The organism is Capnocytophaga canis (assembly GCF_043187445.1).
Lineage (GTDB): Bacteria > Bacteroidota > Bacteroidia > Flavobacteriales > Flavobacteriaceae > Capnocytophaga > Capnocytophaga canis.
Genome location: NZ_CP171121.1, coordinates 1,795,400 through 1,818,905, shown reverse-complemented (window position 1 = coordinate 1,818,905; position 23,506 = coordinate 1,795,400). Strand labels below are relative to the sequence as shown.

The window sequence follows — 23,506 nt, the reverse complement described above, 5'->3', positions numbered from 1 at the left end:
CTACTATCATTTTATTGTAACAGAAATTGGATGTCTTCTATAAGCATTTTGATGTGTTCTTCATCCAATCCATTGTAGTATATAATAGGATTTCCGTTGACATCTTTACGAGATACGATGTTTCCATTAGTATCAATGAGGGCAAACAATCCAGAGTGTTCAAAACCACCCTCAGCAGCGTCGTCAACTTTGGCATGTAAGTTAAACCCTTCGTTGGCTAAATCGTAAATAGTATCCTCTTCCCCGGTAAGTAAATGCCAATTGGGACTCTTAATTCCTTGTACGTCAGCGTATGATTTTAATATTTCGGGAGTATCGAAATCTGGATTTATTGAGAAGGAGGCGAAACCAAGCCTATCTTCATTAGGAAACGTATTTTGAATCTTCACCGTGTTTTTGGTCATTATCGGACAAATGGAGGGACACGAAGTGAAGAAAAATTCTGCCACGTAGACCTTTCCTTTGTAAGTATCATTTGTGACAGTTTGATTATGTTGATTTGTAAGTGAGAACTTAGGAGCTTTTCCGATGATTACTAATTTAGAATCGTGTGAAGTACATCCAAAAACAACAATAAAAAGTAAAAATAAAGCACTCTTTTTCATAAATTCAATTTTTTGTAAATAAAAGGACAAATATACAACAAAACTCAAATCAACCTACTTAGGATTCCAAAAAAAATCCAGTGTTAAAATTTTGTATGCTATGTAATTATTTGGTCGTGTTTTAAAAAGTATGATGGTATAAAAATTTGACAATCAGAGAATAAAGTTGTATTTTTGTTGAATGCTAATAACAATTAAACTCCATTGCCCCAATTGTCAAAGCACAAAGATAGTCAAAAATGGGAATAAAAAGAACAAAAAACAAAACTATCTTTGCAAAACCTGTAAACGCCAATTTATCGGCGATCATAATCTGACCTACAAAGGTTGGGCTTCGCATATTGCTGCGAAAATTCTCTTGCTTTTGGCAAGAAATGTAGGTATTCGTGATATTGCTGAAATTGAAAAAGTTAGCATCAAAAAAGTGCTTTCGGTTTTGGTAAATTTCAATCGAGAAATCAAACCCAAACAAAACAAATACAAATCGTTACAAGTTGATGAACTTTGGACTTTTGTGGGAAAAAAGAAGAATAAAAAGTGGTTGATTTATGCTTATTCTGCTGAAACAAAGGAAATTGTAGCGTGGGTATGGGGCAAACGAAACATAAAAACAGCCCAAAAACTTCGTGAGAAATTGAAGAAATTGGGCGTTAGTTTTGATGAGATTTGTACAGATAATTGGGAAGCTTTTGCGTCTGTTTTTCAAGAATATACACATAAAGTGGGTAAAAAGCATACTACTGATATTGAAGGAAATAACACACTTTTGAGACATCGGATACGTCGAGCGGTGAGGAAAACTTGTTGTTTTTCAAAAAAGTTTGATAACCATATAAAAGCTTTTGAAATTGTGTTTTTCTACATCAATTTTGGGTGGATTTGAGTATCATACTTTGGGAAACACTACCTAATTATTTTTTAATTTTGTTGGTCTAAGGAGGAACTTAAACAATATTGCTTTTATGAAAAGAATTTTAAACATACTCCTCATAATAGCTGTGCTTGGTTGTAGCAAAGAAGAATTAGAACTACACCAAACTGTTCTCACACAAGCAGGAGCTTTTCATTTCGGAGTGGAACTACCTGCCAACGAGTTGGGAAGTGTTGGTGATGTGTACATCAACACCAATGCCATGTCGTACCAGGTTAAAACCTCAACAGGTTGGGGAGATGCGCATGAGCTAAATAAATCCGAACGCAGTCGCTTTCATATTGGTGAAGGGTTTCCCGCCGAAAGTCTTGGATATAAAGGTGATTTTTTCCTAAATACCCAAACTGGATTTTTACATGGGCCTAAACCTTATCAAAGCAGCTGGAGAAATGTACACGACCGATATAAGGGAGTTTGGCTTTTGCCTATGACCAATAATGAAAAATAACTTAATAAGAGAGTCGGTGTATTTACCACCCTTACGAAAGAAAATAGAGCTTAATACATATTGGGAACAAGAGGCAAAAAAACAAAGATTTGATGCTTCATATAAAAGATTAAATGATAAATAAAAAAGAAGTAAAATTAATTTTGCTTCCTTTTTTACTATATTTTTGTGTATAAAAAATTTATATAATGATTGAGTTTTTCAGATATATTTCTAATCCTGTTTATTACGGAGAGAAAAAAAATTGGGGTATTATTAAAAATATAAGCCATTGTATAGGGCTGTTATTATTTTTTATAGCAATGGAAGCAGTTTTGAATTTAGGAGTAAGGATTTTCGTTTCCTTACCCAAAAATGGAGCTGCTCACTCATTTTTTGAAAACCATTCTTTTTTGTACATACTTTTTATAGGAGCTTTTTTGGGTCCTATACTTGAAGAAATTGCTTTCAGAGGAATTTTAATTTTTAATCGCTGGATATTTATTCCCATTATCGTATTATCTTTTTTTATTTTGAATGTAATTTTAGGGATAAGAAATATGAATTTTAATGATATGTTATTCATCCGAATTACGATTCCTGTAGGGGTAGGGTTGGTATCAATCTTGGTAATTCAAAAATATTATAAAAATATACTGAATTTTTACGAAAAAAATTTTAAATATATCTTCTATTTGAGTGCATTTAGCTTTGGACTTTTACACTTTCAAAATTATTCATTGGAAGGAAAAGATTTACTTTTCATTCCTTTAATTACCTTACCACAAATGATATCAGGTTTTTTTTTCGGATATATACGGATGAATTTTGGAATTATATATAGCATTTTAACTCATAGTATCAATAATGCAATAGCGCTGATTTTGAGTTTAAAGCTGATAACCTAATAGTTTTCGTATTTGATAGAAAAACCGTTCTATTAACCTCATATCTTCTGTTATGATGTCTGCTCTACCTGTCATTTCCTTATTGAATATTATATCTTTACCATAAGATGTTTTTAGTCCTTTTGGAAGAGTAATATACACGTAATAATTTCCTTCTTTACTTGGAGTAAGAGAAATATATTCAACTTTTCCTTCTATAATTCCAAATTCTTGGTAGCGATAGTTATCAAGTTTTATCAGAACTTTACTATTTTTTTGTATTTTTCCTGAATTGGCAGAGGGGATATTCATTATTCCAACAAGTCCTTTCTTTTCATTAGGGATGATGGATAAAACAACATCACCTGAGGCAATATATTGATTAGTTTCTATGAAGTTTTGAAAACTGACAGTTCCATCTATAGATGAAGTTATTAAATAATTTTGTTCCCATTGAATAACGGATTTCCGCAATTGTTCAAATGAAAGTAAAGTTTGAGAGGAGTAATTTACTTTATCTTTTATAAAATTTAGATCAATATTTTTTTTATTCTTATTAAGAATCATAGCTTCATCTTCCAATTTAGAAATAGAAAGTCTAATATTTTCTAAATTTTGTTGAGCTTGTAAAAAATTTAATCGTTCATTTTCAAATTCTTCGGGAGTATCCGATATTTTTTAGGAAAGGTTACCTCATTCTACAACGCGGATGCCTGTTGCCAACAAATGAATCTCTTTACGAGGTTCAGTGATGGCTCGTATCTCTTTACGCGATTTTTTTGCTTTTTTAGCATTGGCTTTCAATTTTTCTACAGAAGTTGTTTTGTAGGTCGCTTTTGCATCCAACAAAATCGTTTTTCCTACGATTGAATTCGGCAAAAAGAATGCGTAGTCTTTCATCTTTACAAACATAAGCATATTAGCTTCGTTTTCCAACGTAACCCAACAACCTCTCTTAGGGCATACATTCGTTACTTTAGCTCTGATTATCAAGTCATTCATCTCTCGATTAGATTCATTCAACTGACTTGCCAACATCTCAGCGTCATACACTCGCTCTACTGAGTTTTCATCAACAACTCCCGCTCCATATTCCACCCCCACTGAGGCTTCTTTAATAGGCGTTTCTTGAGCCAAAACTACGAAAGAACTTACTACAAAAGTAAGTGATAACAATATTTTTTTCATTTTGTTTTTATTTAGAATTATTTTTAATAAATTTCTTTGCAAAGGTATGAAAATTTTTAATTCACTGCTGTTTTCTTTCATATTTATTTCAAAAGTTAGTATCTTTGCCATATGATTGAAGATAAAACTCCGCAACGCACCACTTTGTCTGACTTGGGAGAATTTGGATTAATTTCTCACTTGACAAAGAATTTTGAACTGAAACAGCCTTCGACCCTAAAAGGAATTGGCGATGATGCAGCTGTTATTGATTTTAAGCAAAAAAAAGCTGTTATTTCCACCGATTTACTTATTGAAGGAGTGCATTTTGACCTAAGTTACGTCCCGCTGAAACATTTGGGATACAAATCGGTCATGGTCAATTTGTCAGATATTTACGCAATGAACGCCCGTGCCACGCAAATCACTGTATCTATTGCAGTATCCAATCGATTTCCGTTGGAAGCACTGGAAGAATTGTACGAGGGTGTCCGATTGGCATGTAAACTTTACGATGTGGATTTGATTGGAGGCGATACAACTTCTTCCACCCGAGGGTTAATCATCTCGATAACAGCCATAGGCGAGGCTGATGAAGGTGATATTGTTTATCGAAATGGTGCTAAGGAAAATGATTTAATAGTGGTTACAGGAGATTTAGGCGGTGCTTACCTCGGACTACAAGTGCTGGAAAGAGAAAAGGCTGTTTTTCAGGTAAACCCAAATTCACAACCTGATTTGGATATGTATTCCTACATCATTGAACGTCAGTTGAAACCTGAAGCAAGGAAAGATATCCCCCTGTTGCTGAAAGAGTTGGGCGTAAGACCTACTGCCATGATGGACATTAGTGATGGATTATCCTCCGAAATATTACACATTTGTAAACAATCAAATGTTGGTTGTCGCTTGTACGAGGATAAAATTCCGTTAGACCCGCAAGTTATCAGTACGTGCGAGGAGTTCAATTTGGATAGTACGACCATTGCTTTGAGCGGAGGTGAAGACTATGAATTACTATTCACTATTTCACAAAAGGATTACGACAAAATCAAAGGAAATCCAAATTTGAGCGTAATTGGATATATCACTCATAAAGATACAGGAAAGAATCTAATTACCCGAATGGGCGAACCGATAGAAATTATAGCAAAAGGATGGAATGCCCTTAGATAAAACTGCTTTAAAAATTGTTTGCTGTAATTTTTTTTCGTATCTTTGGTCTCTGTTGAAATTAGTAACGTAACAATTTAAAAAAATATACACAATATGAAAGTAACAGTTGTAGGTGCAGGAGCTGTTGGAGCAAGCTGTGCTGAGTACATTGCAATTAAAAACTTTGCTTCAGAAGTAGTTTTAGTAGACATCAAAGAAGGTTTTGCTGAAGGTAAGGCTATGGATTTGATGCAAACCGCTCCTCTAAACGGATTTGACACACGCATTGTAGGAGCTACCAATGATTATTCAAAAACAGCAGGAAGTGACGTAGCCGTGATCACCTCTGGCATTCCTCGCAAACCAGGAATGACTCGTGAGGAGCTTATCGGAACCAACGCAAACATCGTAAAATCAGTAGTAGAACAATTGGTAAAACACTCACCAAACGTGATTGTGATTGTGGTGAGTAATCCTATGGACACTATGACTTATTTAGTTCATAAAGCTACTAACTTACCTAAAAACCGAATTATCGGAATGGGAGGAGCTTTGGACAGTGCTCGTTTCAAATATCGCTTGGCTGAAGCTTTGGAATGTCCACTTTCGGACGTAGACGGAATGGTAATCGCAGCTCATAGCGACACAGGAATGCTTCCACTTACTCGCTTGGCAACTCGCAACGGTGTACCTGTTTCTGAATTTTTAACTGAAAATCAGTTAGAAAGTGTAGCTCAAGAAACTAAAGTAGGTGGTGCTACCTTAACCAAATTGTTAGGAACGTCCGCTTGGTATGCCCCAGGTGCTGCAGTTTCGGCTTTGGTTCAAGCGATTGCTTGTGACCAAAAGAAAATGTTCCCTTGTTCGGTAATGCTTAATGGAGAATATGGCCAGTCAGATATTTGCTTGGGAGTTCCTGTAATCATCGGTAAAGATGGTGTTGAAAAAATCGTTGAAGTAAAATTGAACGACGCTGAAAAAGCAAAATTCAATGAAAGTGCTGCTGCGGTTAAAGAAGTGAATAAAGATTTGCAGAACATTCTATAGTTATTAGTATTTATCTTTCGTAAAAAGGTTGTCTGAATTTTTAGACAACCTTTTTAAGTATCTTTCTCTGCAGATTGAAAGATCACTTTATCTAACGTAAATGAAAATTCAGAACCTACTCCAAACACACTGTCGACATAAATTTTTTGCTTATGTGCTTCAATAATATGTTTTACAATGGAAAGCCCTAATCCTGAGCCACTTTCTCGGCGATTGCCACTTTTCTTGACTCTGTAGAATCGCTCAAACAAACGCGGAATATTTTCTTTAATTACCCCTTCTCCATTGTCTGTTACGCGAATAATAATTTTTTTCTTAGAAATATCTTCAATACTCACCTCCGTAGTTCCATTGTGTCTTCCGTATTTTATTGAATTGACAACCAAATTAGTGAGTACTTGCTGAATTCGTTCTTTATCAGCATATACATAAAGAGGTTTTTCGTATTTCTGGTCAAAGATAAGGGAGATATCTCGCTCAGCAGCCTGCATTTCAAACATATCAAACACATTTTGTATCAACTCTACGATATTAATTTTTTCATAGTGAAGATTGAGTTCTCCTGTTTCTAATTTTGAAATCATTTCAAGGTCTTTGACTATATAAATCAGACGTTCAACTCCTTTGGCTGCTTGTGAGAGATATTTCTTGCGTATGTTTTTGTTTTCGGCTGCTCCATCTAAGAGGGTAAGAATATAACTTTGAACGGTAAAAAGCGGGGTGTTCAATTCATGAGAAATATTGCCTATGTATTCCTTTCGATAATTTTCACGATCTTTCAAATCTTCAATTTCCATCTTTTTGGTATGTGCAAACCGATTGATTTCTTGACTTAACGTAGTTATGTCCGTGGTAATGACTTGATCTTTAAAACTCGTACTTTCTAAAAGAGAGACATCTTGATATATTTTTTTGATACGTTTGTAAATGAATTTCTCAACGCGATATTGCAAGGTGAAGAAACATATTGCAAAGAGTAGTGTAGCAAATGGGATTAGCCCTAAGAACGGAATATTATCAAAAAAGAAAATGACAATTCCAAGCAAAACACTCGAAAGAGTTGTTATCATCACGGATGATTTTAGAGCAAAACGATATGATTTTTTTAGTTTTCGCACGTCAATATTATTCCTTAACTACCAATTTGTACCCTACACCTTTGATGGTTTTGAAATAATTCTCACCGATTTTCTCACGCAATTTACGTATGTGTACATCAATCGTACGATCACCAACAACCACTTCACTTCCCCAAACTTTATCCAAAATGTCATCGCGTTTGAAAACTTTATTGGGTTGTGAAGCTAATAACCACAATAATTCAAACTCTTTACGAGGTAAAATAATCTCTTCATTATTACGGATTACTTTGTATTCATCGCGGTCAATAACCAAGTTATCAATAGTAAGTGAAGTTACTTTTTCTTCTTCTACACTAAAACGACGCAATAAAGCCTTCACCTTACTAACCAGCACTTTGGGTTTGATAGGCTTTGTAATGTAATCATCGGCTCCTGCCTCGAAACCTGCTAATTGAGAATAATCTTCACCTCGAGCTGTTAAAAACGCGATGACCGTTCTTGACAAATTTGTGTTTCTACGGATGCGCTCACAAGCCTCAATACCATCCATGTCGGGCATCATTACATCCATCAGAATTAAATGAGGCTGCTCTCTTTCAGCAATTTTGATAGCTTCAATTCCATTTTTTGCTGAAAACAACTGAAACCCTTCTTTCTCCAAATTGTAGCCCACAATTTCCAAAATATCGGGTTCGTCATCAACTAAAAGTATCTTCATGTTTTTCATAATTTACTTTTTATATGCCATAATATATCTTCCTTCATTGATAAACAACTATGAAAGAGGACAAAGATAAACAACTTATTATTTTTAAAAAAATATTCAATGATTTAGTATAGCAATTACGTACAAATATCATAGTTTATAGCTTTTATTTCTTCCTCAAAAAGCACATGTCAGTATATTTTGAGACCTTTGCAAGGCAAATTTCCCTAAAATAAATTGTTAATCATTTGAATATTAGATGGTTATTTCGTATATTTACTTTATGAAACACACCAAAACCTTATCCGCTGTCCTTTGCTGCTTACGATGTAGAAAGACGTACCCGAAAAGGCTATTTTTACGCATAAGTCGATACCATCATCAATTGGAAACCCATTTCCGCTATCATCGATGAACATTATCAAAAAGGGCTTTCCGCCTCGGGTGAATTGCCCGAGGCGGAAGTTGAGAAACAAGACCATTTTTTCAAGGAAGTAGCTGAAGATGGGGTAGATAAGGAAGCGAAATGGCTCAAAAAAGGCACAAAGACTTATTTCGGATACAAAAAACAAATTGCGGTGGACAGTAATGGTTTGGCGTGGGTGGCATACGGCTCAAAGGCTTAGCAAAAGTACACACACAACATATTTTGGAAGCTATTGCCTACAATCTGAAGCGAAGTCCGAAGATGGAGATACTTCCTGCCTTTTAATGAAAAAAAGCTCAAAAATGAGAGATTTTGCTTAAAATAGTCCCAAAAAAGGGACAAAAAATGATGAAAATCATCTATTTTTATGTTTTTAAATATGTGATTTTCTAAAAAATCGGTTCAAAAATTATTTAAAACCAGTTAAGAAAAGGAAATAGAGGATCTTGCAAAGGACTCAAAGGTTTAATTTTTGTTTGACAATCAAAAAAAAAATTATAAATTGCGGACTGTTGCTTTGAGCATAAAGCGTATATTTCATTTTTTATAAATCCACTTTTTAAGCGATTGAAAAAATATTTAATAATCATTTACAAAAAATAGAGTATATGGGCATTACAAACAATTTGCAATTTACTGAGAATTCAAAGTTACGAGAAACAAAAAGTTTTGTCGGAACGTTTAAAGTCTATACTTTTTTAATTTGTTCATTATTAGCCACTATTGGAACCGTTCACTCACAAACAAAAGTTGCTACGATTTCTGGCAAAACTGCTGGTAAAGATAATAGTTTGATACTCGTAGAAGACGGAAGTAAAGTACGAAAAATTATCAAACCTAATGAAAATGCTGAATTTCGCGATACGCTCCATATCAAAAGTGAAACATATGAAATGTACGAAGTCAAATTTTCAAAAGGCTTTAACGTTGCACTTCGTGAAAATTCTGATATCGTTCTTGATTTGACTGAACCCACCGAGAATGTAAAGGAAATTATATCAGGGAATGATGCTTTTATATCGCATTTCTATATCGACAAAGAAAAATTCTTTAATACGCACTACGATGGAAATATCTATAAAGAAAAACCTGATGTATTTAAAAACAAACTTAAAGAACTGTTTGCAAATTGGGAAAAACAGTGGAAATCACATTCTTTTGAACCTATCCGTAAAAATGAGGAAAAGTGGAGTAAATATGCATTTGTACAAATGCTTGTGCACTACCCCAGAGCTAATCAAATGCATCGAAAATCATTTAAAGAGACCAAAGTTCCAGCAGATTTCTTTGAAGAAGAAAAAAGTATTGATTACGACAATGCTGATGAATTTGAAAAAGTAAATACATACCGAAAATTGGTTATGAGTAAGCTATTAAGTTTGCTAACCAACCCTAATGACACCAAACAAGTTCAACAACTTATTGATAAGACCGAAAAAGTTCGTTCGCAGAACATAAAAGCTGCTTATCAAGAAGCTATTTCAGACCTTATTGATCACGGAAATCCTAATAACGAGCTCATTTATAATTATATAATGAAGAATTCGGCAAGTGAGAAGCTTCGTAAAGAATGCGAATACATTTTTCTAAATACCGAAAAAAGTATCAAAAAAGGAAGTAAATCACCATCGTTTTCATTTGAAAATGAAAAAGGAGAAAAAGTATCGCTCGAAGATTTTAGAGGAAAATTGGTTTATATTGACGTATGGGCTTCGTGGTGTGGACCTTGTATTTCAGAAATTCCATACTTAAAGAAATTGGAGGCTGACTTTAAAGGTAAAGAAGTGGTTTTTGTTAGTATTTCAAAAGACATAAAGAAAGAGCATTGGCAACAAGCCTTAGAAAAACATCAATTGAAAGGAATTCAATTGTGGGGAGGAAATAAATCTGATTTCTATGACACGTATTTTATAAATTCAATTCCTCGTTTTATATTGATTGACAAAAAAGGAAAGGTAATTTCCCCGAGTGCACCTGAACCATCAGCTCCTAAAATTAAAGAATTGATTGAAGAATCATTATAATAAAAAGTTTAATCATCAAAAAACAGTACAGAGCCGAAATCTGTACTGTTTTTCTTTTCTCTCTTTCAGACGATATTCTTTATCTTAACATAAATGATATTCTCTGAAATGTTTGCCTATTGGATGAGCTAAAAGTATAAAAATATCGTATCTTTGCAACGTATTTAACAACACTCATCTTCTAAAAACACTACATTACAGAAAATAATGCGAAACGAACAATTGACCGAAAAATTTAGACAACTTGTTGAAAATAAATATCAAATCTACAACTCATTGTTTATGAGTTTACCGTATGACAAGATGACGAACATAGGTATGCTTTTGCCTTTTTTATATGAAGAAAGCAAAATCGGATACGAGCAAGGTAAAACTCCTGAGGAAATCATCGAAACCTTTTTCAGGAATCATACCAACCTTCAAACTGAAAAACAAAAGGCAGATTTGCTGTTTACTATCATACAATATATTGAAAGACAGGTAGTTCTTTTCGATAGTGTAGAAGATGCAGCTTTTACTCAACTGCATTCGGATAAGGACTTAGGAACCATTCTACATCTCTATGAAAAAAGTGTCCAATCACAAAAATTGGAAGAAGTTAGAAAAAAAATGGAAGATTTCGCGGTGAGAGTGGTTTTTACGGCACACCCAACTCAGTTCTACCCCAGTTCTGTGCAACGTATTTTGCACGATTTGCGTTCTGCTATTTTGCAAGACTCTACTAATGAGATAGATATGCTGTTACAACAATTAGGAAAAACCCCTTTTGTGAATAAAGATCGTCCTACCCCTCTGGATGAAGCTACCAGCATCATCTACTACCTACGGTATGTCTATTACGATGCCATCGGAGAACTCTACTCCAATCTGAAAACCTATTTCGGAACCATTAATCCAAATATTGTTCAATTAGGATTTTGGCCAGGTGGCGACCGTGACGGAAATCCATTCGTTACAGCAGAAATAACGCTACAGGTTGCTGAAGAATTGCGTATCAATATTTTAAAATGCTACTATGAGCATCTAAAAAAACTTAGAAGGAGACTCAGTTTCAGAGGGATTGCTGAAATTCTTACCGAATTAAGTCTTTCTATTTACACTGCCATTCACGAGAAAAAAATCATTTCCGTAGAACACATTTTAGAGAGACTTTCAAAGGCAGAGACCATATTAAAAGAAGAACACAATAGTGTTTTCTTGAATCTGCTTTTGGAATTTAGCGATCGAGTGAAAATTTTCGGAACGCATTTTGCTTCGTTGGACATCCGACAGGACAGTCGTATCCACCAGCAAGTCATTGATGAAATCACGGAAAAATATGCAGGAGAAAAAGCTCAAAAAATGACTTTTGAAGAAAAATTCAATTGGCTTTTGAGTAACAACATTAAATTATCAATCCATGATTTTGAGGGAATTACCAAAGAGACCTTACTTTCCATTATCGGCATAAAAGAAATCCAACAACGAAATGGTGAAAAGGGGCTCCATCGTTATATCATTTCGAATTCGGAACATATTAAAGATGTGTTGAATGTGTATGCTCTTTTCAAAATTTGTGGATACCAACCTGATGAAATCAATGTCGATATTATTCCACTATTTGAAACTATAGATGGATTAGATCTTTCAGAGAAGGTAATGGAAAAACTCTATCAACATCCTGTTTATCAAGAGCATTTAGTACATCGAAGTAAATCACAAACTATTATGTTAGGATTTTCCGATGGTACAAAAGACGGAGGTTACTTAAAAGCAAATTGGGAAATCTACGAGACTAAAGAGCGACTTACAGCTATTTCCAAAAATTTTGACATTAAACCGATTTTTTTTGACGGACGCGGAGGCCCACCAGCCCGAGGAGGCGGAAAAACGCACGATTTTTATGCTTCGCAAGGAAGCTCTATAGCTAATCATAAAATAGAAATCACCATTCAAGGACAAACCATTACGAGTGTGTTCGGAAATAAGGATCAAGCACGTTACAATTTCGAACAATTGCTAACAGCAGGTATTGATAATGAAGTGTTTAAAAATGATAAAAAGGACATCAATCAGCAGGAACGCCTCTACATGAAAGCATTAGCAGATTTGAGTTTTAAGCGATATTCACAGCTTAAATCTGATTCTATGTTTGTGCCATATCTTCAGAAAATGAGTACGTTACAGTACTACGGACGCACTAACATTGGAAGTCGTCCATCAAAAAGAGGTAGTGATGGAGAAATGAAATTCGAAGATTTACGTGCTATTCCATTTGTAGGCTCATGGGCTCAACTTAAACAGAATATTCCAGGCTTTTTTGGATTAGGGTATGCTTTATCCGAACTAAAAAAACAAGGAAAATTCGAAAGTATAAAAAATTTATACAAAAGCTCAGATTTCTTTAAAACATTGATTCTTAACTCCATGATGAGTATGAACAAGAGTTACTTTCCGTTGACCTATTACATGAAAAACCATCCGAAATTTGGTGATTTTTGGAATCAACTACATGAGGAGTTTTTATTGTCAAAACAGCTAACATTGGAACTCACGGAGCAAAAAATCCTGCAAGAACAAGAACCGCTAAGTCGTCGTTCAGTAGAAATTCGTGAAAAAATAGTGTTGCCGTTATTAAGTATTCAACAGTACGCACTTATGAAAATAGAAAATGGTGAAGGAAGTACGGAACTCTATGAGAAAATGGTTATTCGCTCACTGTTCGGAAATATCAACGCAAGTAGAAATTCAGCATAAGAATGTAATACCTTGAGTTTAAAAACAAAAGTAACGCAATCAAGTCGATGAATCGAAAGCACGTCATATATCTTTTCATTTCCTTAGTGGTATTAACTCTCTTGGGATATGTTTTTTTGGGGAATGATAAAAAAGAGTACATTTCTGTTGAAAATAACATAACTGATTATAAATCATTGTATGTAGGTTCTGAAAATTGTAGGGATTGTCATCCACAGGCCTTTGCTGATTGGAAAATGTCCGACCATTTCAAAGCGATGCAACACGCTACGGACTCCACTGTTTTGGGTAATTTCAATGATGTGAACTATACCGCTGATGGCATCACTTCTCGATTCTTCAAAAAAGACGGTAAGTTTTATATCCATACCGAAGGGAAAAATGGCATTTATCAAGATTTTGAAATAGTTTTCACTTTTGGTTATTATCCACTTCAACAGTATATTACGAAATTCGAAGGAGGCAAAATGCAAGTTTTTCGGCAGAGTTGGGATAGTCAAAAAAATCAGTGGTTTCATCAGTATGCAGGACAAAAAATTCCTCATGATGATTATCTCCATTGGACGAACGCTTCCCAGAATTGGAATTTGATGTGTGCCTCGTGCCATAGCACTAATTTAGAGAAGAATTACGATGCTTTTTCTGATACGTATCAAACATCCTACAGCGAACTTACTGTGGGTTGTGAAAGTTGCCATGGAGCGGGAAAACAACACATTGACTTTGTAAAAAGTGCTAACTACCAAGCTGAAAAATCCAAGGAACTGTTCATTCGTTTAGGAAAAAACACAGACCAAATAGCTGAATTAAACAGTTGTATGCCTTGTCATTCCCGTAGAGGCGAAACAAGTCAGTTTCATTCCTTTTCAACCGAAATTATGGATGAATATATTCCAGAAATCCCTACAAAAAACATTTATTATGCTGACGGACAGGCTTTTGATGAGGTTTATAAATATGGTTCATTTTTGCAAAGTAAAATGTTTCACTATGGGATTAGGTGTTCCAATTGTCATTTTCCTCATTCTGGCAAAATAAGGGCAGTTGGCAATCAGCTTTGTCTGCAATGTCATACAACAGATTACGGAACGTCAAAACATACGTTTCATCCGACTAATTCGGAAGCCTCTGATTGCCGGGTATGCCACATGCCAACGCGTACGTATATGGGCAATGATGTTCGCCATGACCACAACTTTTCAGTGCCACGACCCGATTTATCTGCAAAATATGACGTTCCCAATGCATGTAACGATTGCCATACGGACAAAACAGCAAAGTGGGCAGCAACAGCCGTTCAACAGTGGTATGGCAAGGAACGAAAACCCCATTTTGCAGAAGATTTAGTACGAGGGAGTGATCAAAAAACGTATAGCCTACAACATTTAGAGGCTTTATTGAATAATAGCAGTACACCTAACATTATCCGAGCAACAGCCGTTCATTATCTTAGTGGCATACACACACAGCAGAGTTTTGAGCTTATCAAAAAAGAATTGTACAGTGCTGATCCTCAGACGCGTTATCGGGCTGTACTTGCTTTGGGAAATTTTCCAATACAGTCCTATGAAAACGAATTATTTCCTTTGCTTTCTGATGAAGTAAAGTCAGTACGATTGGCAACAGCATATTTGGTGTTAGCACAAAAAGGAGGACAATGGGCAAAGATGCATCTCCCTGCTTTCGAACCAGCATTGCAAGAATATGAAACCTTTGTACTTTCACAAGCCGATTTTCCGTTAGGAAGTGCTACTGCAGGAGATTATTTCACCTTGTTGGGCGATAATGCAAAGGCAATTTTATTCTATGAACGGGCTGTTAGCAAGGATAAATCACTCAACCACATACGGTTGAACTTAGCGATGCTCTACAATGGCGTTGGACAAAACGACCAGGCAGCTCAGCAACTCAATGATGCTTTAACCCACGAACCAAATAACCCTCAGATTTACTACTTTTTGGCATTACTTCGTAGCGAACAATCGGATTATCAACAAGCTAAAACTCTTTTTGAAAAGGCAATGCAACTTGGAATGGATAATGAAGCAATCCACCGAAATTACGAAGCCGTAAAAATACAGTTGAGAAATGGAAGTAGATAATTCACAAAAAAAAATGTATATTTGCATACCACTATTTCTCAAAAATATATTGCTATGAACATACGAAAATTAGGCGCAATTGACATTGGTTCAAACGGAGTTCGTTTATTGATTATGAACGTATTAGAAGCAGAATATGAGCAACCTCTTTTCCGAAAAAACAGTTTAGTACGGGTGCCAATACGTTTGGGGGCTGATGTTTTCCTTGATAAAAAAATCTCGGAAGAAAACATCGACCGACTTGCCGAATCCATGGAAGCTTTCCGTTTGTTGATGAAAGTTAATAAGGTAGAAAAATATATGGCATGTGCTACCTCAGCAATGCGTGAAGCAATTAATGGGGCAGCTGTTTCTGACGAAGTTTTTAAGCGTACAGGTGTGAAAATCAATATTATAGATGGAAGTGAAGAGGCCAAAATCATTGCTTCAACTGACATACATTCATTGATAAAGGACGGAAAATCATATCTGTACATTGATGTTGGAGGAGGAAGTACTGAATTTACCGTCTTTGCGAACGGCGAAGTTCAGAACTCGCGTTCGTTCCCTATTGGAACCGTACGACTTTTGGACGATATGGTCAGCTCCAAAATGTGGAACGAAGTCAAGGGATGGATTCAAGAGAACACAAAAAAATACGATAAAATTGAAGCCGTTGGTTCAGGAGGAAATATCAATAAAATATTCAAAAACTCAGGAAAACGAGAAAGACAACCTTTGTCTTTGAAATACTTAAAAGATTATGCCAAATATGTATCTTCTTTCAACTACGAAGAGCGAATTCGGGTGTTAGAATTTAATCCAGATCGTGCGGACGTTATCCTTCACGCGATGTCTATCTATATCAACACAATGAAATGGAGTGGTGCGAAACTCATTCATGTACCACGCATCGGTTTGGCTGACGGAATTATCAAAACAATTTATTACCAGCAAATTCAGACTTCTTCGTAATTTTGTTGTGAAAAGAGCCACACAAGAGGAGAGAACAAATCAGCTATGACAATTTTCGTCAAATACAAACGTTGCCTATGGAAGATTTACAACAAATTACAGAGTTTAGAACCTCGCCTGAGTTGGTTGAAAAACTGTATCAATACAGCATACAAAAAAGTTTTGAGGCAGGAAGGATTATCGTAAATGAAAATGCCTACATTAACTCCATTCCCATTGTCACCAAAGGGATGATAAAAGTCATCCGAACCGAAGATGATGGAAGGGAGTTGCTACTCTATTATATCAAAGCCGGAGAGAGTTGCGTGATGTCCTTTTTAGGAGGAATGCATAATGACACCAGTAAAGTGAGGGCTGAGGTGGAGGAAGATGCTGAAATATTGTTCCTGCCGATGGATAAAGCCTCTCTGTTCATAAAAGAGCATCCTGAGTGGTTGGATTATATTTTCAGATTATATCATAGACGATTTGAGGAACTATTGGAAATCATCAATGCCATCTCTTTCAAAAAGATGGACGAGCGACTTTTAGCTTTACTACAAAAAAAACAAGAACTTACCAAAAATTCTGTTATAAATATCACCCACGAGCAACTATCTAATGAATTAGGAACTGCCAGAGTAGTGGTGTCTCGTTTACTAAAACAGTTGGAAGACAACAAAGTACTGAAACTCGGCAGAAACAAGATTATCCTTATGTAACCAAAGTAACTGTAGATCTCAAATAATCTCCGCATTTTTGTCCTCGTTAATTTGATAATGAATATGGAAATAGCGGGGTATGTAGCTTCAATTTTTATAGGAATCGCCCTTGGACTAATCGGAGGAGGTGGTAGTATTCTTACGGTTCCTATGTTGGTATATCTTTTTCGGATAGATGCTGTATTAGCAACAGCATATTCTCTTTTTATTGTAGGAGCAACAAGCGTTGTGGGGTCTTTCTCCTATTTTATTAAAGATTTGGTGAACGTCAAAACGGCTGTTATTTTTGGGATTCCATCCATTGTTGCGGTTTATTTCACACGAGCCTATATCGTTCCTGCAATTCCACACGAAATATTGGCTGTTGGAGAATTTGTAATTACTAAAAATATATTGCTAATGCTACTTTTCGCTGTGTTGATGATTGTAGCGTCTTACAGCATGATAAAGAAAACTAAGCACCATCAAGAGAAAGTTGCTAAAAAACAACAGTTTAACTATCCTTTGATTTTGATTGAAGGAATCGTTGTAGGTATTTTGACAGGACTTGTAGGAGCGGGAGGCGGTTTCTTAATTATCCCTGCATTAGTGATTTTGAGTAAATTACCAATGAAAGAGGCTGTGGGAACCTCATTAGTTATCATTGCAGCAAAGTCTTTGATAGGTTTTTTAGGAGAAAATAGCGAAATCCCAATGGATTATCTTTTCCTTGCAAAGGTTACTGCATTTGCCATATTTGGGATTTTCATAGGTATGGCTCTGTCTAAAAAGATTGATGGTGCTAAACTGAAGCCTATCTTCGGGTGGTTCGTTTTGATTATGGGGATTTACATTATCATCAAAGAAACTATTTTACAATAAAAAATGGACTTATGTAACCAAAGTAACTGTATATTAAACACGTATTCATAATTTTGCACTTAAAAAATAGAAAACAATGAAAATAGAACAAATTTACACAGGATGTTTAGCTCAAGGGGCGTATTACATCACTTCCAATGGAGAAGCTGCTATCATAGATCCTTTGCGAGAAACGAAACCTTATTTAGACCGTTTAGCTCAGGATGGCGTGGCTCTCAAATATATCTTTGAAACACATTTTCACGCTGATTTTGTGAGTGGACATTTGGATTTGAGTAAAAAAACAGGAGCCCCCATTGTTTATGGAGCTACGGCAAATCCTGAATTTGAGGCGATTGTTGCGGAAGACAATCAAATTTTTGAATTGGGAAGTGTGAAAATTAAAGTATTGCACACTCCTGGGCATACTATGGAAAGCACTTGTTTTTTACTGCTTGATGAAAACGGTAAAGAAACTGCCTTATTTAGCGGAGATACTTTATTTTTAGGTGATGTTGGACGACCTGATTTGGCTCAAAAAGCTGCCAATATGACCCAAGAAGAATTAGCTGGATTACTCTACGAGAGCCTGTATAACAAAATATTACCACTACCAGATGAGGTAACGGTCTATCCAGCACACGGAGCAGGTTCCGCCTGTGGGAAAAACATGATGAAAGAAACTGTAGACAGCCTCGGAAATCAAAAGAAAATGAATTACGCATTGAATCAACCTAACAAGGAGGCATTTATCAAGGCTGTTACAGAAGGGCTTTTACCTCCTCCTGCTTATTTTGGGATGAATGTAGCTATGAATAAAAAAGGATACAGTAACTTTGATGAAGTGCTTAATCAAGGAATGAATCCTCTTACCGCTGATGAGTTAGAAACAACGGCAGAAAATACAGGTGCGTTGATTTTAGACACTCGAAGCAATCAAGATTTTGCAAAAGGATTCATACCACAATCTATCAATATTGGTTTGAATGGCGATTTTGCTCCTTGGGTAGGAACACTAATTGTGGATGTAAATCAACCTATTTTGCTGGTTACTGATAGAGATAAAGAGGAAGAAGCTGTGACAAGGTTGAGCCGTGTTGGATTTGACAACGTGTTGGGATATTTGTCAGGAGGTTTTGAAACTTGGGAAAAGTCTGGAAAAGACATCGACTCAATAAATCGCATCAGTGCTGAAGAGTTTGCTAATGAGGTAAGAATAGGAGAAAACCAAGTGATTGATGTCCGAAAAGAAAGCGAATACGCAGCGGAACATATTGAAGATGCGTTTAGTAAACCACTGGCATATATTAATGATTGGATAAGCGGTATTGATCCAAAGCAACACTTCTATTTGCATTGTGCCGGAGGATATCGCAGTATGATTGCGGCAAGTATCCTACAAGCAAGAGGTTACAGAAATTTTACGGAAGTGGCAGGTGGTTTCAATGCTATAGCAAAGACGAATGTTCCAAAAACCGATTTTGTATGTCAAAGTAAAGTATTCAATTAATTTTTATTATCTTAATAAGAATCGTAATGTTTGGATTTTTTAGAAACATATTTGGATCAGCGAATAATAGTCAACTAAAAGAGGCTATAAAAGAAGGGGTATTTTTAGTAGATGTTCGCACACCTGCCGAGTTTTCGGCAGGTAGCGTACAAGGAGCGGTAAATATCCCACTGGATAGAATTGCGAGTAATTTGTCTAAATTCAAAAACAAAAAAAACATTGTAGTTTTTTGTCGTAGTGGAGCACGTAGCAGTCAGGCAAAAAGTATTTTGGAACAAAACGGCTTTCAGAATGTAATCAACGGTAAAACTTGGCAAAATGTGAAAGAGGTAGTAAGTGGAGTGACGGAGAAATAACAATAATGTAAACGCGATAAAAAAAGAAAATATGAGAACGAATATGGGAGCAACAGACCGAATCATCCGCTTATTGATCGCGGTAGCTATCGGTATTTTATATTTCACTAATGTTATTTCTGGAACATTGGCAATCGTATTAGGTATTTTAGCAGGGGTGTTTGTACTTACCTCGTTTATAGGTTTTTGCCCTCTATATTTACCTCTGGGAATCAACACTTGTAGAAATAAGAAAAAATGAAACATGAAATAGTAGTAGAAAACATTAAGTGTGGAGGTTGCATCAACAGTATCAAAACCGCCTTGCTCAAAATAGAAGGAGTACAGGAGGTACATGTAGATAAGGAAACAGAAACCGTAAGCGTAGAAGGTACAGTAGATAAAACTATTTTGGTAAAGGCTCTTTCAAAATTAGGTTATTCAGAAAAAGGAAATAATAATTTTATCCAGAAAGCAAAATCCTATGTGAGCTGTGCCATGGGAAAAATAAGTGACTAATGAAAAATTATTTAAAAAATTGGAACTTTATGCGTCTGTTTCGCCTGGTTTTGGGTGTTTTGATTATTGTGCAAGGAGTTCATACAGGTCAATGGGTGTTTATACTGTTAGGGTGTTTATTCTCACTAATGCCTTTGCTAAACATAGGCTGTTGTACAACTTCAGGATGTAGCACACCGACTTCCAAGACCAATAAAAAACAAGAAGAAATAGAGTATGAAGAAATTCGTTAAAAAACATTTGCTCACATTGATAGGTATAGCCGTTGGGGCATTGGCGGGATACTTTTACTGGCAACAAATAGGCTGTAATTCAGGAACTTGCGCTATAACATCAAGTCCGGTAAACAGTACTCTTTACGGTTCAGTTATGGGTGGGCTCTTGTTTTCGATGTTTAAAAAAGAAAAAAATAGAACAGATGACATTTCAGGAAATAATTAATCAGGACAAACCTGTATTGGTAGATTTTTTTGCCGAATGGTGTGGACCTTGTAAAATGATGGCGCCTATTCTTACGGAGCTGAAAATCCGTGTAGGAGATCGTGCAACTATCATAAAAATAGATGTGGACAAAAATCCACAGGTAGCTGCGACATATCAGGTACGTAGCGTACCTACATTGATTTTGTTTAGAAAAGGAGAAGTTCTTTGGAGACAATCAGGAGTAGCTCAGGCAAATCAATTGGAGGGATTAATAAATCAAGATAAATAAACAATCATATGTTAGAATTTTTGAAACAACCTTGGCCTTGGTATGTGGCAGGGCCATTAATTGGTCTAACCGTACCAGCCTTACTTATTTTAGGAAACAAAACCTTTGGAATTAGTTCTTCATTGAGACACATTTGTGCTTCTTGTATTCCTGCAAATATTTCTTTTTTCAAATATGATTGGAAGAAAGAAGTTTGGAATTTGTTTTTCGTATTTGGGATTTTTTTAGGAGGCGTAATCGCTATAAATTTACTATCTAATCCTGAACCTATTGAGGTTCATCCTGCATTAGCGTCAGAATTAGCAGGTTATGGAATAACGAATTATGATAATCCTGTTCCTCAGGATCTATTCAATTGGCAATCGCTTTTCTCTCTCCGTGGAGTTGTAACAATGGTTGTCGGTGGATTTTTGGTAGGTTTCGGAACTCGATATGCAGGAGGGTGTACCAGTGGTCATTCCATTATGGGGTTGTCAAACCTGCAATTACCATCGCTCATTGCAACTATTTGCTTTATGGTAGGAGGATTTATTATGGCAAATCTCATCTTACCTTTCATTCTTTCACTTTAAAATAGAAATAATTTATGCAATATCAAAATACAGACAAAATAGACGATTTACAAATGCGTGAAAAAGATGCTATGTGCGTCAATGAAAGCAAATTAGAACACAAATGGTATCACAATATCAAATATCTTATCGTTGGTATACTATTTGGAATTCTATTTGTAAAGGCGGAAGTGATTAGTTGGTTTAGAATTCAAGAAATGTTCCGCTTGCAATCGTTTCATATGTACGGAATTATCGGTAGTGCCGTTACCGTAGGAGTAATTTCCGTATTTCTTATTAAAAAATTCAATATTAAAACCATCTATGGAGAACCTATCCGAATAGCTCCAAAGCAGTTCAACAAAGGACAGATTTATGGCGGATTGTTATTTGGTTTTGGATGGGCAATCACAGGAGCTTGTCCGGGGCCTTTATTTGCACAAATAGGAATGGGAGCTACTGTTATCATAGTCACGCTATTGAGTGCTATCGCTGGTACTTGGGTCTACGGATTCTTACGAGAGAAACTCCCTCATTAATAGAGATGTTTATATAATAAGAAAAGAGAGAGAAACTATCCGATAATTTTAGGAAGTCTCTTGGGGTGAGAAAAAACGAATCAGTTTATGACTTCAAATTGCTCTAAACAATGAAGAATTTGGATATTTTGAGGTAGATTTAATCATCGGGGTTTAAGCTAAGCACTCGAAAATTATCAATCTCTAATTCGTTTATTCGAACCTATTTTATATTCAAATGTTAATAAAAACTTAAAACTCTGGTAAGATAAACTCTAAATCACATAGAAATGTAGAGTTATTCTATATTTCTATGTGATTCAAATTGTGATAGCTCCAAAAATGTTATTGATGTGTTTAACTTACAATAGGTTGGGAATGCTAAGTATCCGTGACCTCCTTAAAAAAATAAACAACAGTAAATAAAATTTGGCATTAGTAAAATTAATTGAGAACCATGAACTGCGAAGCACATCACCAATATTTTAGCCTTAAAAACTATAAAAAGACATATTCTCAAGAACCAAAGTTTCACTTTTAAAATGTCGCAAAAAACTGCATTTACAGATTGAATTGCTGTTTACAAAGTACATTAAGGTTTGTATAATTGATGAATTTTCACAGTACGACATCTCTGAAATGAAATAGGGAATCCTAACCACAAGTAAAATATTTTCTACCACATTGATTTATTCCGACTATCTTCGCCCCATAAAAGTTTATTTCTCAAGGTTTTAATAAAACTCTCTCTTTCTAAACGAATCAGTTTAATCGAAAAATCAGCCTTTTTGATGTGTATACTGATTTCATTGGAAAGGGTTTCGATACGAGAGTCAAGAGACACCAAAAACTCACTTTCTCTACCCGAAATACTTAATTTTATTTCTGTATTATCTGGAATTACTAACGGACGAGCATTTAAGTTATGAGGAGCTATAGGGGTTATGACAAAACTTTTGGCAGTAGGCATAATAACAGGTCCACCACAACTTAACGAATAGCCTGTTGACCCAGTAGGTGTTGAGATGATCAACCCATCTGCCCAGTACGATGTTAAAAATTCGCCATTGAGTTCCGTATTAATTGTAATCATTGAAGCCGTATTTTTACGGGTCACGGTCATTTCATTCAATGCAAAGTTCATCGGATGTATTGGATCGCCATTTGCATTAAGTACCTCAATGAGCGTACGCTCCACGGTGGTGTATTTTTTATTACGCAAAGCGGTGAAAACCTCCGTAATCTCATCTTTTTGAGCTGTAGCCAAAAAACCTAACCGCCCAACATTGATTCCCAAAATAGGTATATTCCAGTTTTGGATAAACGTGATAGCCCTTAGAATGGTTCCGTCTCCACCAATAGTAAGCATCATATCGAAAGAAGTATCCAAATCTGAAAAAGCAGAAAAAGTTCTAAACCCTTCATATGCAGGAATGTCACAAACCAAACTATTGAAAAGATGATGTTCCACATAAACTACATCTGTCGGTTCAAAATGGATTAATAAATCAGAGAAAACAGCCTTGTATTCAGGAGCGTACAGCTGTGCGTAAATTGCTATTTTCATAAT

The 23,506-nt window shown here is 35.6% G+C and carries 27 protein-coding genes; 21 read left to right on the top strand and 6 right to left on the bottom strand.

Translation table 11 applies throughout. From position 1 onward, the window contains the following. Positions 1-11 precede the first annotated feature (11 nt). Positions 12-605: an SCO family protein gene (locus ACF3OB_RS07745; protein ID WP_392447330.1), complete on the bottom strand. Its 594-nt coding sequence runs from the start codon at positions 603-605 to the stop codon at positions 12-14. A gap of 181 nt (positions 606-786) precedes the next feature. Between ACF3OB_RS07745 and ACF3OB_RS07740 the strand changes: the two genes are divergently transcribed. From ACF3OB_RS07740 to ACF3OB_RS07730, 3 genes are all read left to right on the top strand, one after another. Next, positions 787-1,488: an IS1 family transposase gene (locus ACF3OB_RS07740; protein WP_095893393.1), complete on the top strand. Its 702-nt coding sequence runs from the start codon at positions 787-789 to the stop codon at positions 1,486-1,488. A gap of 79 nt (positions 1,489-1,567) precedes the next feature. Then, the gene (locus tag ACF3OB_RS07735; RefSeq protein ID WP_095911955.1) at positions 1,568-1,984 is read left to right on the top strand and encodes a hypothetical protein; all 417 of its coding nucleotides are present in this window, start codon (positions 1,568-1,570) and stop codon (positions 1,982-1,984) included. Positions 1,985-2,172: 188 nt separating this feature from the next. Beyond that, positions 2,173-2,871 (top strand): type II CAAX prenyl endopeptidase Rce1 family protein, encoded by a 699-nt coding sequence (locus tag ACF3OB_RS07730; RefSeq protein WP_172917824.1) that lies wholly within the window; start codon positions 2,173-2,175, stop codon positions 2,869-2,871. On the opposite strand, the gene ACF3OB_RS07725 is transcribed toward ACF3OB_RS07730, so the two are convergent. Beyond that, positions 2,854-3,432 carry an HlyD family secretion protein gene (locus tag ACF3OB_RS07725; protein WP_232745200.1) on the bottom strand — a complete coding sequence of 193 codons (579 nt, stop codon included), beginning with the start codon at positions 3,430-3,432 and terminating at the stop codon, positions 2,854-2,856. The two genes, ACF3OB_RS07730 and ACF3OB_RS07725, sit on opposite strands and share 18 nt — an antisense overlap. Before the next feature lie 111 nt (positions 3,433-3,543). After that, positions 3,544-4,038, bottom strand: coding sequence for a DUF4920 domain-containing protein (locus ACF3OB_RS07720; RefSeq protein WP_095912687.1), 495 nt, complete (start codon positions 4,036-4,038; stop codon positions 3,544-3,546). Positions 4,039-4,149: 111 nt separating this feature from the next. Between ACF3OB_RS07720 and thiL the strand changes: the two genes are divergently transcribed. Both thiL and mdh read left to right on the top strand, forming a co-directional pair. Continuing rightward, positions 4,150-5,193 (top strand): thiamine-phosphate kinase, encoded by a 1,044-nt coding sequence (gene thiL, locus ACF3OB_RS07715; RefSeq protein WP_095893543.1) that lies wholly within the window; start codon positions 4,150-4,152, stop codon positions 5,191-5,193. Positions 5,194-5,286: 93 nt separating this feature from the next. Further along, positions 5,287-6,219 carry a malate dehydrogenase gene (mdh, locus tag ACF3OB_RS07710; protein ID WP_042005382.1) on the top strand — a complete coding sequence of 311 codons (933 nt, stop codon included), beginning with the start codon at positions 5,287-5,289 and terminating at the stop codon, positions 6,217-6,219. Between the two features lie 53 nt (positions 6,220-6,272). Here the strand turns inward: mdh and ACF3OB_RS07705 are convergent, their stop codons facing one another. Both ACF3OB_RS07705 and ACF3OB_RS07700 read right to left on the bottom strand, forming a co-directional pair. Further along, a complete protein-coding gene (locus ACF3OB_RS07705) occupies positions 6,273-7,289 on the bottom strand; it encodes a sensor histidine kinase (RefSeq protein ID WP_042005381.1) in 1,017 nt (338 codons plus the stop codon). A 55-nt stretch (positions 7,290-7,344) separates the two neighbouring features. Further along, on the bottom strand, positions 7,345-8,028 hold the full coding sequence (locus ACF3OB_RS07700) for a response regulator transcription factor (RefSeq protein ID WP_095893545.1): 684 nt from the start codon (positions 8,026-8,028) through the stop codon (positions 7,345-7,347). A 428-nt stretch (positions 8,029-8,456) separates the two neighbouring features. On the opposite strand from ACF3OB_RS07700, the gene ACF3OB_RS07695 reads away from it, so the two are divergent. The 16 genes from ACF3OB_RS07695 (at position 8,457) to ACF3OB_RS07620 (ending at position 21,957) form a co-directional block, all read left to right on the top strand. Continuing rightward, on the top strand, positions 8,457-8,633 hold the full coding sequence (locus tag ACF3OB_RS07695) for a hypothetical protein (protein WP_172914665.1): 177 nt from the start codon (positions 8,457-8,459) through the stop codon (positions 8,631-8,633). Between the two features lie 409 nt (positions 8,634-9,042). Then, the gene (locus ACF3OB_RS07690; RefSeq protein ID WP_095911956.1) at positions 9,043-10,458 is read left to right on the top strand and encodes a TlpA family protein disulfide reductase; all 1,416 of its coding nucleotides are present in this window, start codon (positions 9,043-9,045) and stop codon (positions 10,456-10,458) included. A gap of 207 nt (positions 10,459-10,665) precedes the next feature. Continuing rightward, positions 10,666-13,194, top strand: coding sequence for a phosphoenolpyruvate carboxylase (locus ACF3OB_RS07685; protein ID WP_392447326.1), 2,529 nt, complete (start codon positions 10,666-10,668; stop codon positions 13,192-13,194). Positions 13,195-13,241: 47 nt separating this feature from the next. After that, the gene (locus ACF3OB_RS07680) at positions 13,242-15,296 is read left to right on the top strand and encodes a multiheme c-type cytochrome (RefSeq protein WP_042347168.1); all 2,055 of its coding nucleotides are present in this window, start codon (positions 13,242-13,244) and stop codon (positions 15,294-15,296) included. A gap of 54 nt (positions 15,297-15,350) precedes the next feature. Continuing rightward, positions 15,351-16,250: a Ppx/GppA phosphatase family protein gene (locus tag ACF3OB_RS07675; protein WP_392447324.1), complete on the top strand. Its 900-nt coding sequence runs from the start codon at positions 15,351-15,353 to the stop codon at positions 16,248-16,250. A gap of 77 nt (positions 16,251-16,327) precedes the next feature. Then, positions 16,328-16,951: a Crp/Fnr family transcriptional regulator gene (locus tag ACF3OB_RS07670; protein WP_042005374.1), complete on the top strand. Its 624-nt coding sequence runs from the start codon at positions 16,328-16,330 to the stop codon at positions 16,949-16,951. Positions 16,952-17,014: 63 nt separating this feature from the next. Continuing rightward, positions 17,015-17,812, top strand: coding sequence for a sulfite exporter TauE/SafE family protein (locus ACF3OB_RS07665; RefSeq protein ID WP_172914672.1), 798 nt, complete (start codon positions 17,015-17,017; stop codon positions 17,810-17,812). A gap of 76 nt (positions 17,813-17,888) precedes the next feature. Then, a complete protein-coding gene (locus ACF3OB_RS07660; protein WP_042005895.1) occupies positions 17,889-19,301 on the top strand; it encodes an MBL fold metallo-hydrolase in 1,413 nt (470 codons plus the stop codon). Between the two features lie 26 nt (positions 19,302-19,327). Beyond that, complete coding sequence (locus ACF3OB_RS07655) at positions 19,328-19,657, top strand: rhodanese-like domain-containing protein (RefSeq protein WP_212896070.1); 330 nt, start codon at positions 19,328-19,330, stop codon at positions 19,655-19,657. A 31-nt stretch (positions 19,658-19,688) separates the two neighbouring features. Then, positions 19,689-19,898, top strand: coding sequence for a DUF2892 domain-containing protein (locus ACF3OB_RS07650; RefSeq protein WP_042344600.1), 210 nt, complete (start codon positions 19,689-19,691; stop codon positions 19,896-19,898). Continuing rightward, the gene (locus tag ACF3OB_RS07645) at positions 19,895-20,155 is read left to right on the top strand and encodes a heavy-metal-associated domain-containing protein (RefSeq protein ID WP_042009765.1); all 261 of its coding nucleotides are present in this window, start codon (positions 19,895-19,897) and stop codon (positions 20,153-20,155) included. The genes ACF3OB_RS07650 and ACF3OB_RS07645 overlap by 4 nt, the downstream gene beginning before the upstream one ends. Then, positions 20,155-20,388 (top strand): hypothetical protein, encoded by a 234-nt coding sequence (locus ACF3OB_RS07640; protein WP_392447322.1) that lies wholly within the window; start codon positions 20,155-20,157, stop codon positions 20,386-20,388. The genes ACF3OB_RS07645 and ACF3OB_RS07640 overlap by 1 nt, the downstream gene beginning before the upstream one ends. Continuing rightward, entirely contained in the window at positions 20,372-20,596 is a 225-nt protein-coding gene (locus tag ACF3OB_RS07635; protein WP_095893554.1) for a DUF6132 family protein, read from the top strand. The genes ACF3OB_RS07640 and ACF3OB_RS07635 overlap by 17 nt, the downstream gene beginning before the upstream one ends. Then, positions 20,574-20,867 (top strand): thioredoxin, encoded by a 294-nt coding sequence (gene trxA / locus ACF3OB_RS07630; RefSeq protein ID WP_392447319.1) that lies wholly within the window; start codon positions 20,574-20,576, stop codon positions 20,865-20,867. Before ACF3OB_RS07635 ends, trxA begins: the two co-directional genes overlap by 23 nt. An 8-nt stretch (positions 20,868-20,875) precedes the next feature. Next, a complete protein-coding gene (locus tag ACF3OB_RS07625) occupies positions 20,876-21,439 on the top strand; it encodes a YeeE/YedE family protein (protein ID WP_042344605.1) in 564 nt (187 codons plus the stop codon). A 53-nt stretch (positions 21,440-21,492) separates the two neighbouring features. Beyond that, positions 21,493-21,957, top strand: a complete 465-nt coding sequence (locus tag ACF3OB_RS07620; protein WP_231550011.1) for a DUF6691 family protein — start codon at positions 21,493-21,495, stop codon at positions 21,955-21,957. A gap of 655 nt (positions 21,958-22,612) precedes the next feature. Here ACF3OB_RS07620 and ACF3OB_RS07615 read toward each other — a convergent pair. Next, positions 22,613-23,503, bottom strand: coding sequence for an NAD kinase (locus ACF3OB_RS07615; RefSeq protein ID WP_042344606.1), 891 nt, complete (start codon positions 23,501-23,503; stop codon positions 22,613-22,615). Between the last annotated feature and the right edge of the window lie 3 nt (positions 23,504-23,506).